This is a genomic window from Bacillus sp. AK124, assembly GCF_053903085.1.
The window spans coordinates 1,624,256-1,638,733 of sequence record NZ_CP096378.1 but is presented as its reverse complement, the minus strand read 5'-3'; the positions used below and the strand labels follow the sequence as shown (position 1 = coordinate 1,638,733).

At 45.7% G+C, this 14,478-nt stretch carries 17 protein-coding genes; 3 read left to right on the top strand and 14 right to left on the bottom strand.

What is annotated here, in order from left to right; genetic code table 11:
• The first annotated feature begins 92 nt into the window (after positions 1–92).
• Positions 93–266, top strand: coding sequence for a DUF2759 domain-containing protein (locus M1E06_RS08300; RefSeq protein ID WP_003183486.1), 174 nt, complete (start codon positions 93–95; stop codon positions 264–266).
• A gap of 60 nt (positions 267–326) precedes the next feature.
• On the opposite strand, the gene M1E06_RS08295 is transcribed toward M1E06_RS08300, so the two are convergent.
• The 14 genes from M1E06_RS08295 to M1E06_RS08230 form a co-directional block, all read right to left on the bottom strand.
• On the bottom strand, positions 327–641 hold the full coding sequence (locus M1E06_RS08295; RefSeq protein ID WP_020452182.1) for an MTH1187 family thiamine-binding protein: 315 nt from the start codon (positions 639–641) through the stop codon (positions 327–329).
• Between the two features lie 15 nt (positions 642–656).
• Positions 657–1,766 carry a YqgU-like beta propeller domain-containing protein gene (locus M1E06_RS08290; RefSeq protein WP_035338374.1) on the bottom strand — a complete coding sequence of 370 codons (1,110 nt, stop codon included), beginning with the start codon at positions 1,764–1,766 and terminating at the stop codon, positions 657–659.
• 54 nt (positions 1,767–1,820) lie between these two features.
• Positions 1,821–2,945, bottom strand: coding sequence for a M14 family metallopeptidase (locus M1E06_RS08285; RefSeq protein ID WP_035338375.1), 1,125 nt, complete (start codon positions 2,943–2,945; stop codon positions 1,821–1,823).
• 132 nt (positions 2,946–3,077) lie between these two features.
• Complete coding sequence (locus M1E06_RS08280) at positions 3,078–4,019, bottom strand: iron-hydroxamate ABC transporter substrate-binding protein (RefSeq protein WP_033155114.1); 942 nt, start codon at positions 4,017–4,019, stop codon at positions 3,078–3,080.
• A 174-nt stretch (positions 4,020–4,193) separates the two neighbouring features.
• A complete protein-coding gene (locus M1E06_RS08275; protein ID WP_035338376.1) occupies positions 4,194–6,092 on the bottom strand; it encodes an LTA synthase family protein in 1,899 nt (632 codons plus the stop codon).
• A gap of 181 nt (positions 6,093–6,273) precedes the next feature.
• Positions 6,274–7,248 carry an ROK family glucokinase gene (locus M1E06_RS08270; RefSeq protein ID WP_035338377.1) on the bottom strand — a complete coding sequence of 325 codons (975 nt, stop codon included), beginning with the start codon at positions 7,246–7,248 and terminating at the stop codon, positions 6,274–6,276.
• A gap of 24 nt (positions 7,249–7,272) precedes the next feature.
• Positions 7,273–7,470 (bottom strand): YqgQ family protein, encoded by a 198-nt coding sequence (locus M1E06_RS08265; RefSeq protein ID WP_020452188.1) that lies wholly within the window; start codon positions 7,468–7,470, stop codon positions 7,273–7,275.
• A gap of 100 nt (positions 7,471–7,570) precedes the next feature.
• Positions 7,571–9,025: a spore germination protein gene (locus tag M1E06_RS08260; protein WP_020452189.1), complete on the bottom strand. Its 1,455-nt coding sequence runs from the start codon at positions 9,023–9,025 to the stop codon at positions 7,571–7,573.
• A 76-nt stretch (positions 9,026–9,101) separates the two neighbouring features.
• Entirely contained in the window at positions 9,102–10,640 is a 1,539-nt protein-coding gene (locus M1E06_RS08255; protein WP_216904332.1) for a rhomboid family intramembrane serine protease, read from the bottom strand.
• A 96-nt stretch (positions 10,641–10,736) separates the two neighbouring features.
• A complete protein-coding gene (locus M1E06_RS08250) occupies positions 10,737–10,910 on the bottom strand; it encodes a hypothetical protein (protein WP_020452191.1) in 174 nt (57 codons plus the stop codon).
• A gap of 42 nt (positions 10,911–10,952) precedes the next feature.
• Positions 10,953–11,525, bottom strand: a complete 573-nt coding sequence (locus tag M1E06_RS08245) for a 5-formyltetrahydrofolate cyclo-ligase (protein ID WP_020452192.1) — start codon at positions 11,523–11,525, stop codon at positions 10,953–10,955.
• Between the two features lie 49 nt (positions 11,526–11,574).
• Positions 11,575–11,724, bottom strand: coding sequence for a 50S ribosomal protein L33 (gene rpmG / locus M1E06_RS08240; protein ID WP_003183500.1), 150 nt, complete (start codon positions 11,722–11,724; stop codon positions 11,575–11,577).
• A 104-nt stretch (positions 11,725–11,828) separates the two neighbouring features.
• Complete coding sequence (locus tag M1E06_RS08235) at positions 11,829–12,938, bottom strand: glycosyltransferase family 4 protein (protein ID WP_230588657.1); 1,110 nt, start codon at positions 12,936–12,938, stop codon at positions 11,829–11,831.
• Complete coding sequence (locus M1E06_RS08230; protein ID WP_035338380.1) at positions 12,938–13,432, bottom strand: hypothetical protein; 495 nt, start codon at positions 13,430–13,432, stop codon at positions 12,938–12,940. Before M1E06_RS08230 ends, M1E06_RS08235 begins: the two co-directional genes overlap by 1 nt.
• 175 nt (positions 13,433–13,607) lie before the next feature.
• Between M1E06_RS08230 and M1E06_RS08225 the strand changes: the two genes are divergently transcribed.
• Both M1E06_RS08225 and M1E06_RS08220 read left to right on the top strand, forming a co-directional pair.
• Entirely contained in the window at positions 13,608–13,958 is a 351-nt protein-coding gene (locus M1E06_RS08225) for a hypothetical protein (RefSeq protein WP_011198121.1), read from the top strand.
• Entirely contained in the window at positions 13,955–14,434 is a 480-nt protein-coding gene (locus M1E06_RS08220) for an endolytic transglycosylase MltG (RefSeq protein WP_023855204.1), read from the top strand. The genes M1E06_RS08225 and M1E06_RS08220 overlap by 4 nt, the downstream gene beginning before the upstream one ends.
• Positions 14,435–14,478 lie beyond the last annotated feature (44 nt).

Here is a 14,478-nt window from a genome sequence, read left to right as displayed (position 1 = left end):
GAATCATGTTGTCCTCGACAAATTTGATGAAAACGGTTAAAATAAAATTGGAAATATACTGCAGGGGATCCAAACGAAGGGGGTTTATATTGATGTTGCTCGTGATCATTTTCGGTCTAGTCACGATATTATCTGCTCTTGGAGTTCTTCGTTCTCTTAAACAAATCAACGTTCTTGGCATCTTATTTGGCGGGGCGGCTTTTTTAGTGTTTGGATGGTTTACCGTCATGACAATCATTAACAGCGGGTATCCGACAGTCCACTAAACCCGGTGCCTTTAGACAAAAACAGCCTTATTCCGTTATTCCGGAATAAGGCTGTTTTTCTTATTGGCTGAAATGACGCTGGACGCTTGCAAGCTTGCCTTCCATCGTCGTTTTCTTGTCGCGGCGGTCGTCAATCCTGATATTCGTCGCCACTCTGTGGATGCCTTTTTGGAAAGGCGCTTCGTGAATCGTCTGAATCACCTCAAATAAATCGCTTAATTCCCCTTCAATCAAAGTATTCATCGGTGTCAGCTGATATTGGATTTTGCCTTCTTTTTTAAATCCTTCTAAAATGGTTTGAATCTCCGCTACATACGCGCTTACGCTTGGAGTTTCGGTACCGATCGGTATGATGGTAACGTCTGCTATGGCCACTGTCCATTCTCCTTTCTATTCTTTTGTCACAAGGGGTGCTGCAGTTTTTGAGTTGAATGAAATGATTTGATCCTGGGTATAACCGTACAATGCATAATCCCCGTCAGGAGATACGGTAATCGGAAGCATTTCCACTTTTTCACGAATGACTTCCCGTTTGCCGGTTTTGAGACTGACGGAAATCAGATCATACAAGGAGCCCGACTCATTCGGCTGATACGTATAAAACAGCTCATGCCGAGGGTCGTAGCTGTATTCCATCGGTGACAGGCTGCCATATTCCGAGAACAGCGGCAATTTGAAAGAAATTTTCTTTTCCGAAGAAGAAACGTCTGAAAATATGTAGGTGCCCTGGCGATGACTGGATGAAGGCGCTACAATCAGCCGCATATCCCCCAGAACATCGAGCAGTACGGCATCACCGGCGAGCTTCTTTTCCCGTCCGTCCGCTGTGTTGAAGGAATAAACAGGAGCCGGTTTTTCCCGGTTCCGTTCATTCCATTTGATATATTCAAAAGTGTCGGCGGAAGTCCAATGAACAAAGGCGGCCTGTGCGATGTCTTTTTCGGTTTGCTGTTCTTTCGCATCAATCAGGCGCGATTCATAATTCCAATCTTTCGTAAAAGTTGTGACGTATAAAAGATAAGGGTCAAACCGATTCCAGTCCACTTGCAGTTCATGCGTGCGAAATTTTTTTGTGTACAGCTGTTTTCCCTGTAAATTAAGCAAAGTTAACTTCATTTCAGAGCCGTTTCCGGCGGTTTGGATGAGAATCATGCCTTTTTCCCTGTTTACTTCCGCCGCTATCAGCCTGTCATCCGTCTTGTAGATCGTTTCGCCCGTCCCTTTAAATATATCATATGATTTGACTTCACTTCCTGCGACCGGATCGGTTGCGGTGTATATAACGGTTTCATTATCAAGCCATCCTGCCGCCTCATCAAAGTGCCGGTCCTTCAGCGCTATCACTTTTTTATCTTTTACTGCTGCACTGCTTTTCTTTTTCCCTTCCGGCTCCTCATGATGAACGCTTTTCGTTCCTTCCTGATGCTGCGGTGTGCAACCAGCCGCAGCCACGGTCATCACAGCGGCAATAAGCCATAACGAAACTCTCAAACCGGCCATTCTCCCTCCATAAATGATTGGCTGTCTAATTTACGATTTTCACCGTGAAAAGTTTCAGCTTTCAAAAAAGCAGGATGCCCAAAGTATGCCTCTGCTTTTACAATATATATCGTCAAATTGTTTCAGTGGTAAAGGATTTTTTCCTTTGCCGAGTTCAACAGTATATCCTTCTCTTCCGAAAAAATGAATAAACCAATCTCTAAATCCTGCATAGCTGTCTATATATCTGACGCCCTTATAACCGCTCAGGCGCTCAAATGTTTGGATCACATCGGCTGATTCAGGAGGCTCCAGCCCCTTGTACCCCCAATAAATTTCCTCTCCCTGTGTGTGAAGCGCCACAAGCCGATCAGGCGGCTCGTTTGCGATTAAATCCCTCATCGCTGCCGCTTCCGGTTCTGTCAGCGGTTCATCTCCGGGGTAGTCCCTGTAGGAAGGGGATTTGGGCGGTTTTCTCTGTTTTTCGATCTCCCAAAAAGACGGAAACTGATTATTTAAATCCACTCCGTTTATATTGGCTTTCCATTCCCGGAAATCCGGTTGATGCTCATTCATCTCATCCAGTGCTTCCCGCGCTATCCCAAGATGACCGGGACCGTTAAGCACAAGATCAACCCCGTCGGGATTAACGATCGGCACGACGGAAAGCTTTGTTGATGAAAAAATGTCAAGCGGTGAAAAACCTAAAGCGGACCGGCCTGTACATAAATGATAACAATATTCTTTGAGCCATTTCATCAAAACAGAAGTGGTGATCCATTCATTGGCATGAAAAGAAGCATTCATATGCGTTTTTTTTTCGGCATTTTCAGCTCCGAGGAGCAGTTCGTATATAGGCTGGCCCATGCTTGAGCGACCGATGATGCGGGAAGTAACAAACGGAAAGCACTCCGTCAATCTGTCAATTTCCTTTTTCAGTACTGCTGAATCGTAAACGACTGTTTTTGTCAGCCACTGTTCATCTTCAAGTGTGTATTGATTCACCAATAATTGCAGCTGTTCATATGTTTCGGCTGCTGGAACGTTTTTTCCTGCTTGAAAAGACGCTCCCGGAAAATAAAATTCGTCCGCGGCTGCATTCGCGTTTGCGCTGATTAAAAGCGGTTCGGGTATGTTCAGGATATTAGACAATCTATCCATATTCTGCTTTAACTCCGGTTTGATGTTGATGAATGCCATCAATGATCCCTCCCACAATAGCATATGATGAAGGCTCGTTTAAAAACTCTCCCGGTTCGCTTAAAAAACGCTTTTTCAATAAGGTTTCAGCCCGCAAAAAAACTTCCGCCCAAATAGGCGGAAGTTCATCTATTATTTCGCTAAGCTTTCTGTAATAAAGTCAAGCTGGCCCTCTAATGAAATCGGATCGGAAAAGTAGAAGCCGACAGGGTCGATTTTATAGACATGTTGATTTTTGACCGCGCCAAGGTTCTTCCAAATGGAGGTATTAAGCACGGCGCTGTCGTCTCCGCTTGATTCCCAGGGCCCTATAAATATATAATCTCCGGCGAATTCAGGCAGCTTTTCTAATGAAATGCTCGTGTAGCCCGGCCCTTCGTCGATTGCTTTTTCCTTCGTCAGCTTTGTCGCCTTTAAGCCGAGATCTTGATAAACAATGCTTCCTCCCCTTCCGAATTGATCGCCGAATACAAAGATTTCTTTGCCATTCGTTTGCATAATGGAAACCGTTTTGTCCCCGACCGCTTTTTGAATTTTTGATTTTGCCGCGGCAACTTTTTTGTCCCATTCAGCCAGCCATTTCTCCGCTCGATCTTCAGTACCTGTCATTTTTGCGAAATCCTTCAGCCGTTCAGTGTTATTCAAGCTGTCATATTTCAAAGCGACCGTCGGAGCGATTTTTTCCAGCTTTTCGATATCAGCGCCTTGGGTCGTCCATACGACAATCAGGTCCGGTTTTAATTGAATAACCTTTTCAGCGGAATTTCCTTCACCAATGTTTGTCACACCCTCGGTTTTCCCCTTGAAATAAGGATTTTTGAATACCCTGTCAGGGGCACCCACTACATTGAGACCGAGTGTCTTGAAATAGCCGAAATAATCGTCAGCCATGACAACCACCCGTTTCGGATGCTTCGGAACTTTAACCGTTCCGTTTTCAGCCTTGTATGTAATCGTTTCTTCGCTTTTTGATTGAGAAGACGAATCTTTGCTCTCCGTTTGATTGCCGCATGCTGTCAATGCTGCGATCAATAATAGTACAAAGCATGCTCCAGCGAGCGTCTTTCCTTTCATATTCACCTTTCATACCTTCTTTCTGGTTTGAATATCGATAAAGAGAATCATTATCAATTATATCATAACCGGCATCGGCTTGGATCATGATTTTGATGACGGACTCTTGTCATTAAAAACAGGCCGGAACGATATCCGGCCTGCTGCATCAGCTTTCTCCGCCAAAAGAAAAGCTTACTCGTCTTTCGGCTTGGCGTCAGATTGCTTTTTTAAGCGCTCGCTGTCATAAAACCTCAGCAAGTCGCCATAAATGATTTGATCTGAATATGAAAGCTCCTGTTTCGCTTTTTCAATGTACGGCTCACAGCCTTTTTTATCTTTAGACGGCTCTCCTGTTGATTTATCATAGCATATGCCGTCTGTGTATACTTTGTCTTTCGTAATAAAGCTGCCGTCGCGAAGCACTGTAAACTCCGTTTTGTCTTTGGCAAACAGGTCGTTTCCAAACTGGATCTGATCGCTCGAATCGATTCCGAGAAGGTTCAGTACAGTCGGCCGAATATCGATTTGGCCGCCGACGGTGTCAATGGCTTTCGGCTCTTTATCCGTCACTCCCGGAATGTGGATCACAAGCGGGACTCTTTGAAGCTGCACTTCCTCAAACGGGGTTACTTCTCTGCCGAGGAATTGGCTCATCGCTTCGTTATGGTTTTCGGAAATCCCGTAATGGTCACCGTATAACACGATAACAGAATTATCGTAGAGGCCGTCTTCTTTCAGCTTTTCAATAAAACGTTTAAGCGCTTCATCCTGGTAGCGGACGGTCGGGAAATATCTGTTTAACGTACGGCTTTTTGAATCAAATTCATCGATCAGTTTATCTTCCTCATCCAGCTCAAACGGAAAATGGTTTGTCAGCGTGATCAGGCGGGTATAAAACGGCTGAGGCATTTCTTTCATCAGCTCTGATGTTTGTTCGAAGAATTCCTTATCTTTCAGTCCCCAGCCCACTGAGTTTTCTTCGTTTACATCATAGGAATTGATATCGTAAAACTTATCGTATTTAAACGTATCGTACATAATATCCCGATTCCAGAAGCTTTTGTTGTTCGCATGGAAAATCGAGGAATAATAGCCGTGGTTTTTCAATATTTCAGGCATTGCCGTATATTCGTTTCCTGCATTCGTAAAGAAGACCGCTCCTCTTCCAAGAGGATAGAGAGAGTTGTCGACGATGAATTCGGAATCTGCCGTTTTGCCTTGGCCTGTCTGATGATAGAAATTCTCGAAGCTGTAGCTTTTCTTTATCAGGTCGTTTAAATAAGGCGTAATCTCTTTGCCGTTTAACTTTTGGTTCACGACAAAGCTTTGGGTGGATTCCAGGGAAACGAGGATCACATTCCGACCCTTGGCGATCCCGGCCAGGTTCTGATTGGTGTCCGTGCGGTTTGCGTTGACATAGTTTTCAATCTCCGTGAGGCTGTTGCTGTCGGCCAGCGCACGCTGTGCAGATTGCTTTGACTGGATCAGCCCGTCATAGATATGGAAGTTGTAAAGACTGATATTCTTCACAAGAACTTCCCTGTCAAACGATCTTGTCAAAAGCTGCGGTCTTTCTGTTTCAGAAATCCCTAAATTGAAAAAGAAAACGGCAGCGACAAATAGATAGTAAGCCGCGCGTTCCTTTCTTGTCGCCTTTCCGCCTGTTTTGGCAGGCTGGCGCTTGTACAGCCAAATTAAAATGGCAATGTCGACGACGAGGAGCAAATCGGTCGGCATAAACAAAGAGTTGATACTGCTTCCCAAATCACCCATATTATTCGTCTGGAACAATACAGGAATCGTTAAAAAGTCGTTGTAAAAACGGTAGAAGATCATGTTCGCAAGCAAGACAAACGTCAGGACGATGCTTGCCCCGATAATAAACCGGTTCCTGTTTTTTTCTTTGAAAAACAGGCCGATTCCGAATATAAACAGCAAAAAGCTTAAAGGATTGATGAACAATATAAACTCTTGCATGAAGTTTTCAATTTTAATGTTGAAGCTTGTTTTGTAGACGACATACGTTTTCAGCCACATCAGCAATGTCGCAATTAACAAAAACGAAATTTTTGAAAAAAATGACTTTCGCATTCGAAACCTCCCTATGCAGCAAGACGCATGTTTCCGCAAATTGAATTTCCACATATTGTTTTATTTTAGAAAAATCGCTAAAATTACTAAATCATATCTTAACCTGTCTGTACAAAAAAATCAATCATTTTTCACATTGGCTTAAAAGTGTTAACAATGCTGCAAAGCGTTCCGAAAATGCTTATAAAACAGGCTCCGCCTGGCTTTTCAGCCATTGGTTTTTGGCGATCCATGCGCCGCCGATCACGCCTGCGTCGTTTCCAAGTGAAGCGATTACGATCTCAGCCGCCTCGCCGGCCCGCGGGAATACGAAGCGGTTGAAAGATTGTTCAACTTTGGAGCGCAGGATTTCTCCTGCTTTTGAGACGCCTCCGCCAATTACGATTTTCGAAGGATTGAGTGAGCTCGCCAAGTTGCCGAGGACCATTCCTAAATGACCCGCCACATAATCGACGACTTCGCAAGCAACCGGATCATTTTCCCTGGCCGCTTCAAAAATATCGCGCGCCGTGATATCCGGACATGCACGCAAGTCTGTATCTCGATGACCGGATTCTATTTTTTCTTTGGCAATCCTGACGATGCCCGTAGCCGAAGCAATCGTTTCGATACAGCCGCTTTTCCCGCAGTTGCACGGCGCTCCTCCTTCAGGAACTGAACAGATGTGGCCGATTTCTCCGCCTGCACCGTTTTGCCCGCGAACGATTTCTCCGTTTACAATAATGCCGCCTCCGACACCCGTTCCCAATGTGACAAGAATCAAATCCTTTGCGCCGTCTCCCGCTCCTTTCCACATTTCGCCGAGAGCCGCGATGTTCGCGTCATTTTCAATGACCGCCGCTAATCCTGTCTCTGCTTCAAGGTGGTCTTTTAACGGATAGTTCTCCCAGCCCATGTTCGTCGTTTTATAAACGATGCCGGTCTCCGTATTGACGGGGCCCGGAGCGCCCATGCCGATCCATTTTAAGATGTGCTTCGGTTTGCCGAGCTCTTTCAATTTTCCGTCGATGGCTTTTGCGATGCTTACCGTAACCGTTTCCCCCGATTTATCGGTCGGAATTTCCCACTTGTGCAGGATTTCACCATAAGCGCTTACAAAAGCGAGCTTTACCGTTGTTCCTCCAAGGTCGACTCCGACCAGCCAGCTGTCATTCATTTTGCTCCCCCTCTAATCCCTGTTTTATTTTCTCTTTACTTTTGTGAGTTCATTCTGCAAAATTGAAACGCCTTTAAGCCACTGTTCTTTTTCTATCAGATTCGAAAGAAACATTTCTTTCAGTTCGTCCATCATATATTCAAGTTCAAGTTCGCGATCTCCAAAATAAACATAACATCCAAACTGTTTCAGCAACAGCTGTACATCATAGGCTGTTTTCATTTTATTTCACCATTCTTTAAAGGTCTAACATTAGAGTATTCATAAAGCTGTCCGGCGTCAAGCAAAAAAAAAGCCTGTTTTCCTGAAGGAAAACAGACATTCAGCGGTCTGGATCCTGGGGATCCAAAAATACGGGCCTTCTATTTTTCAGCGGCATTGGCGTTCGAATCGCGATATCTCGAAAGGCTCTGTAGTCAAAGGGGATAAACGGCCATAAATACGGCACATGAAACGACTTCATTCTGACCAGATAAATCACCCAGCAGAAGATCGCGATGACAAAGCCGATCGGTCCGAATGCGCCGGCCGCGATCAGGAGAACGATTCTTGCCAGCCTGTTCGCTATGCTCAGCTCATAGCTCGGCGTAGCAAACGTGCCGATAGCCGCAACAGCGAGATACAAGACGACTTCATGCGAGAAAAGTCCGACCTGCACCGCCACTTCTCCGATCATTAAAGCAGCTACAAGTCCGAGAGCCGTAGCCAGAGACGACGGGGTGTGGATTGCAGCCATCCGCATCATGTCGACGCCTATTTCAATTATGATGAATTGCGCAAGCAGCGGAAGGGCCCCTTTTTTTTCAGGCCCTATATATTGAAGGGCGTCCGGCAAAAGATCGGGATGAACGGAGAGCAAAAACCACAGCGGCAGCAAAAAGATCGATGCCAACACAGATATAAAACGGACCACTCGCAAATAGGCGCCTGCAAGCGGTTTGTTTCTGTACTCTTCGGCATGCTGCAGATGGTGCCAAAAAGTAACAGGGGTAATCAGCGCGCTTGGCGAACCGTCCACAAAGACGAGAATGTGGCCTTCGTACAAATGAACGGCCGCAGTATCAGGCCTTTCTGTATAGCGGACCGTCGGATAAGGATTCCAATGACGGCCGCCGATATATTCTTCCAGTGTCTTTTCCGCCATTGTCAAAGCGTCCGTATCGATCGCTTCAAGCGATTGCTTCAGCTTTTTTACACTTTCCAAATCAGCGATATCTTCCAAATAGCAGATGACGACATCTGTTTTGCTTCTTCTGCCGACCTGAAGGAACTCCATTCTGAGGGAACGGTCGCGGATTCTTCTTCTCGTCAGTGCGGTGTTGAACACGATCGTTTCGACGAAGCCGTCTCTTGAACCTCTGACGACACGTTCATTGTCGGGTTCCTCCGGGTTTCTTGCCGGATATGTCCGCGCATCGATAATAATGGCATGGTCCACCCCGTCGACAAGGAGAACGGCCGGCCCGGACAACACCTGGGCGGCTGCTTTGTCGAGGTCGTCTTCCGTATCAATTTCGATGTATGGGATGTACGTTTTGATCAGCTTCTCAAGCGGATCGTCTTCCAGACTTTCAGGGGTGAGCCTTGAGAGATTCTTAAGCAAGTGGTGCATAATATCATCTTTTACAAAGCCGTCGACAAGATAAAGCGACATGTCTCTATCAGCATAAACAACATCAAGCCGGATCATGTCGAAGCTTTTGTCGACCCCCAGCTTTTCATTTAAATATTCAACATTTTTCGCTAAATTTTTTTGGACCGCATGCTTTTTTTCCATTGTATATTAAAAGCTCCCGTCAAATGAGTCTATACTAAAGACCATTTTTAACATAACGGAAGCTTTTCATACTTGGTTACCGGGCGGTTTCTTTCTTAAGTTCGTCCCGAAACGCTTTATACAACTCTTCATCAGGCTTTTCTGCCAACGCTCTTTCAACAGACTGTTCGGCTTTGGCGAACTCGCCTTTTTGAGCATAGAGCCTGGCAAGATTATAGAGTGAGGCGTGATCTGATGGATCTTTTTCAACGACGGCCTCGAACCTTTTCTCAGCGTTTTCAAACTCGCCGAGCTGAAATTCGGAATAAGCGAGCAGTCTTAAAGTGTCGCTGGAAGCATCCTGCTTTGAGCCGAATTCCTGCAAGGCATCTTTTACCTTTTTATAGTCTCCCTCTTCATACCATTTCGCCGCCTGATGCAGCATGGCATTTTCCTGCATCGAAGCTGAATGTGTCCCAAAGTACAGGGCGCCTCCTCCGATGACAAAGATGAGGACCCAGTCTGTCAGCCGCTGGAGCGGTCTTTTTTTCCCGGGGATTCCGACTGCCAAGGCCGTCAGGAGCCCGCCGATCAATCCGCCGATATGGCCGGCATTGTCAACATTTGAAATCGTGAAACCGAGGCCGAGGTTGAGGATGATAATCACAATGATATTTGTTCCAATCGTTTTTAAGAAAGCTTTCCGGTTTGAAAAAGCCAGATACAAAAGTGCTCCCAAACAACCGAAGATGGCTCCCGAAGCCCCTGCGGACGGATACGGGCTGAACAGAAAGCTGCCGATCGATCCAAAAATTCCGGCTGATATGTATATCACAAGAAAGCGGAATGATCCAAACACCCTTTCTGCCGCGGCTCCGACAGACAGCAATGCAAATGTATTGAACATGAGGTGGACCAATCCGATATGAAGAACGATCGGCGTGACAAGCCGCCACCATTCCCCGGCTAACAGGAGGCTGTTTTCCTTCGCACCGAACCGGATGAGCGTGTCGGTATTCTGACTGCCGCCCGACATTTCCAGAAGCAGAAACATGAAGACTTGAAGCACTGCAAAAATCCAGGTAAACATCGGTTTGCCTTTCTCAAATAAAGCCGCTTCCCGCCGCCTTTCTTCTTCTCTTGCTTTAGCCGCTGCTAATACTTCGGCTCTCTTCTCTTCCACATTCTCGTATCCGGCATCGTGCATGTGGCCTGTCAGCTCATCCGGCCCCATGTTTAAAGCAACGGCGAGTTTGCGGAAGCCTTCTTCAGCCGAAGCGTGCTCAATAAAAACCGGCACGATGCTGATCCGTTTATCTGCGACCGGATGACTGACAACATCTTCCCACTCATCTACAGGTGCTTCCTGTGACAAATAGACGTTTAATATCGAGAGCTTTCGCTGCCTTGATGCTGCTCTCAGGCGCTCCGCTCTTTCATAAAGAGATTCCAAGTCACCGACGAGATCCTGTCTGAAATCGATATCCTTCCGAAAAACGCGAACCAAATCATACGGCGCGCTCCCCCTTGCTTCAAGCCAGGCTTCTCCGAATGAAGCTGGTGCCTGCACAAGCTCAAAATCCCTGTCTAAGAGGTTCCCGATGAAATTCCAATACAAATAATCGATTGAATACATACCGACGCTCCACAATTGTTTTTGTCCATTATAACAGGAAACGCGTCATTCTGCGCCTTTTAAGCGCTTTAAAAAAATCCCGTTTTTAAACGGGATTCAGAAAGCCTGCTGTATAAACTTATTGCGAAAAAACGGAATTCTCATCATCAAATGGATAAAATAGTGGCGGATCTGGTTTTGACCAAGAATGAAATTGATGACACGATAACGGTTTTGAAAAAACACAAGGGCGGCAATGACGCCTACTGCAATGAATGTAACTTTTCTCATATGATCCCTCCTATAACCGTATCGTGTCTCATTTTTTAATAATTATTCAGCTGACCCGCTGCAGGTGTAAACGGCGTCTTCGGTAAAAATTTGCTCAACCGGAATGTCGTGCGGCTCCTTTGGGACATGATCGATCACTTGGCACTCGAAAGCCAGCGATGCGGTATCTTTTGTGAAACCGGCCAGGTATCTGTCATAATAGCCGCCTCCATAGCCGATTCTGTATCCTGTCCGGTCATAGCAAATTCCCGGCACAAGGATGAAATCGATGTCTTCAGGCTCCATCCGCCCGGTTTTGTGCACGATCGGTTCCTGCAGGCCAAAATACACAACTTCAAGATCGCTTTCATCCTGAAAGCTGCGAAAGTGCATCTCTTTTGTATCAGGCATACATTTCGGAATGCACACCGTTTTTCCTTCAAGCCGTGCCTGTTCGATAATCGGTTCTGTCGGAACTTCGCGATTTCTGGATATCGTAAGGGCAATGCCAGACGCTTTTTTCCACTGTTTGGATTGAAAAAGCTTCCGGTGAATCGCTTCCGCCTTTAGAAGAAACTCCTGTTCCGGCATGTTTGCAAGCCTCTTTCTGACCTCATTTCGTAAAGAACGCTTCACATCTCTTTCCCCCTTAAAAACAGAAAAACAGCAGGAAAATCCCTGCTGCTTACTTTGTTTCGCGGTGTAATGTTGATTTTTTGTCACGTGGGCAATACTTTTTGAATTCAACGCGATCTGGATTGTTACGCTTGTTCTTTGTAGAAATATAGTTACGCTCGCCGCATTCAGTGCAAGCTAAAGTAATATTAACGCGCATTTATTTTTCCCTCCAAACTATATATCATTTCTGTTCAGACTTATCTATAATACCACTTATGATGCCGGAATGCCAGGCGTTTTTTTTTAGTTTGTCACGGTTTGTTAAAAAGACGTGTGATACACATGTTGCAAAAACACATTTTTGATATATCCAGGATCATGCAAATCTAATATATAAGCCTCTGCCGTTTGCCCGACCTTGAGCAGCTGCTCCTTATCGCGGATAATTTCTGCAAGCGCATATGCAGCTTTATCCGGATGATTAAAATCAATCTGAAAGCCGGTCACCCGATCGATGACGAAATCGTTCCATCCCCCGTTGGTTCCGACGGCGACGGCAACGCCGGCTGCCATGCTATCTTGAGCAGCGATGCCGAACGGCTCATAACAACTTGGGAAAACAGCCATTTCACAAAATGCCAGCCAGCTCTCTCTTTCTTCTTCACAAAGGAAAGGAAGAATTGTCACACTTTCCTTAATGCCCAATTCTCTTGCCTTGGTCTCGATCCCGCTTTGAAGCGGTCCTTCCCCGGCAATGACAAGTTCAAGATCAGGCTGCCGTTTGCGAAGCTGCTGAAAGGCGTGCAGCCATTCGATAAACCCTTTTTCCGGAACAAACCTTCCGCAGGAAAAAAAGTACGGCGCACTTTTCATTCGTTTTTTCACCGTGCGGCTTTTTATGCACGGATGGGGAATGACGCGGACTTGCTCGAAAGGAAGCGAAAACGCCTTTTGCATGTCTGTCTTCATCATGCTGCTCAGCACGAGAATTTGATCGCTTTTTTCAGCCAGAAGCCGTTCGAGGCTTGCTCTGTATGGGTGGACATTCTCGCCTGCTGCCGTTTTCCGGCCGCTTTCAAGGCCGTGTACCGTGGAAATCAGCGGAAGAGCCAGCACCTCGCTGAGATAAACGGCGGCAGGCGCGGTGATATCATCATTTGCATGGATAAAATTAAATTGTCCTTTATACGCCAGCACGGTTTTGATCATCTGAAAATTTATGGCGGCCACCGCCTCTTCAAAAGAAGCGAACGCTTTTAAATTAAGCGGAATCTCCAGCGTTTCCCATGCATGGCTGTTGGGCTCGGCAGCCGTCGTACAGACGGTAAAGCTGACTTCGTTCCGCAATAGTTCAAGGTGACTTTTCACATAGCGCCCCGCCCCGCTTTTCAATGAAAGGGGATTTTCCAGCGACAGCAGCAAAACGTTCATCAACGGGGACGCTCCTTTGCTTCTATTAAAGAATAACTCGTGTACGCGGAAAATTGAGTCGTCCAATCCTGCTGATTGTCGTGACAGAGAAAACAGCTGTTTGAATGGATTCCGTTTTCCCCAAGGTAGAAGCAGTCGGATTTGAGAACGGCCAGTGACATGTTGAGCGAATTGTATATTCGGTATTCCGCTTTGTAGAACGCATTGCCTGCAGCGGGAAAAACAGAGGCTTCCCCTTTAAATGCACCGGTATGGATCGTCCGTACGCTGCGCTCTCCGTTTTTTACGCAAAAGAGAAGAACTTGCTTTTCGACGTCTTTAATATTTTCAAACAGCACCGCTTCAGCTGCCAAAAGCGCAGCATCTGAGATTTCCCAGCTCAGCCGAACGGTTTCATGATCCGGCGAAGATATTTTTAAAATATCGTTACAAAACAAAGATTCGCTTCGAATACTATGTTGAAAAGGTTTTTTCGAGATGATTATCCTTTTCACCGTGCGCCCTCCCGTTAAGCCCTGTTATGTATTTATCCTATTGGAAATGGCCCCGCAGGCGCAACGAAAATAAAATTCTTCGACAAAATTTTTATTTTTTGCATTAACTCCTTTTGAAGCAAGCGTTTTTATGGTATAAAAAAGAAGGAGAAAATTAGAATTGAAGGTGATGAACGTGGAAATTGCTATCATTGCGCTGCTCGTTGTCAGCATTGCGCTGATTGCATTCTCATATTTTCAAAGAGAACCGATCAAGGAAGTTGAACAGGAGTTGGAAACCCTTCAGCTGTCCGCCATGCAGGAAATCTATAAATTGAAAAAGAAGATGACCGTGCTTGAGGAAGAGCTCCTCGATTCAAATGTGGTCGTCCGCAGACCAAATGCCGGCATCAGCCAGCATATTGCGAAGCAGATTCTTTCAAAATACCAAAACGGCATGTCTGTAGACGCCATCGCTAAAGCTGAGCACGTATCTGTCGAAGATGTGAAAGCGATCATTAAAGACAATGAGAGGGTGCTTGTATGACCAGACAAAGTGTACAAGCATTTGCCGGAGGAATGATTTTGGCTACCGCCGTTCTTGCAGGCGCATTTTATTTGACAGATAACGGAAAAGCTGAAGCTTCTAAAGACGCTCAAAACATCAGCGAAACCGATGTCAAAACCTATTTAAAGGACAACCAGCAGGTTTCGCTGAAACGCGAAGAATACCAGCAGCTGCTCCATTATAAAGAGACCGCTCTGAAGCAGGATGCTTCGTCTCAAAACAAAAAAGAGAAAGAAGCAGAAAAAAAAGATTCCAAGTATAAGCTTGAAATCAAAAGCGGCATGAGCACGGCTGAGATAGCAGACCTCCTTGCAAAAGGAAAAGTCATTTCATCTGCCGATGACTTCAAAGATTATGTAAAAAAGACCGGAAACGAATCTAAAATCCGCGCAGGTAAGTACGAACTGAAGCGCGGTGACAGCTTGAAAAACATCGTCAAAACACTGTCCAAATAAAAAAGCAGGCTGGAACGGGACTGACCCCCGTTTTGAGTCAGGAT

What these genes read in the sequence shown, in the direction of transcription:
- M1E06_RS08290 (WP_035338374.1), bottom strand. Translation starts at nt 1,766, where the DNA reads ATGGCCGGTTTGAGAGTTTCGTTATGGCTTATTGCCGCTGTGATGACC.
- M1E06_RS08260 (WP_020452189.1), bottom strand. Translation starts at nt 9,025, where the DNA reads ATGGAAAAAAAGCATGCGGTCCAAAAAAATTTAGCGAAAAATGTTGAA.
- M1E06_RS08220 (WP_023855204.1), top strand. Translation starts at nt 13,955, where the DNA reads ATGACCAGACAAAGTGTACAAGCATTTGCCGGAGGAATGATTTTGGCT.
- M1E06_RS08255 (WP_216904332.1), bottom strand. Translation starts at nt 10,640, where the DNA reads ATGTATTCAATCGATTATTTGTATTGGAATTTCATCGGGAACCTCTTA.
- M1E06_RS08300 (WP_003183486.1), top strand. Translation starts at nt 93, where the DNA reads ATGTTGCTCGTGATCATTTTCGGTCTAGTCACGATATTATCTGCTCTT.
- M1E06_RS08235 (WP_230588657.1), bottom strand. Translation starts at nt 12,938, where the DNA reads ATGAACGTTTTGCTGCTGTCGCTGGAAAATCCCCTTTCATTGAAAAGC.
- M1E06_RS08265 (WP_020452188.1), bottom strand. Translation starts at nt 7,470, where the DNA reads ATGAAAACAGCCTATGATGTACAGCTGTTGCTGAAACAGTTTGGATGT.
- M1E06_RS08275 (WP_035338376.1), bottom strand. Translation starts at nt 6,092, where the DNA reads ATGCGAAAGTCATTTTTTTCAAAAATTTCGTTTTTGTTAATTGCGACA.
- M1E06_RS08280 (WP_033155114.1), bottom strand. Translation starts at nt 4,019, where the DNA reads ATGAAAGGAAAGACGCTCGCTGGAGCATGCTTTGTACTATTATTGATC.
- rpmG (WP_003183500.1), bottom strand. Translation starts at nt 11,724, where the DNA reads ATGCGCGTTAATATTACTTTAGCTTGCACTGAATGCGGCGAGCGTAAC.
- M1E06_RS08250 (WP_020452191.1), bottom strand. Translation starts at nt 10,910, where the DNA reads ATGAGAAAAGTTACATTCATTGCAGTAGGCGTCATTGCCGCCCTTGTG.
- M1E06_RS08285 (WP_035338375.1), bottom strand. Translation starts at nt 2,945, where the DNA reads ATGGCATTCATCAACATCAAACCGGAGTTAAAGCAGAATATGGATAGA.
- M1E06_RS08270 (WP_035338377.1), bottom strand. Translation starts at nt 7,248, where the DNA reads ATGAATGACAGCTGGCTGGTCGGAGTCGACCTTGGAGGAACAACGGTA.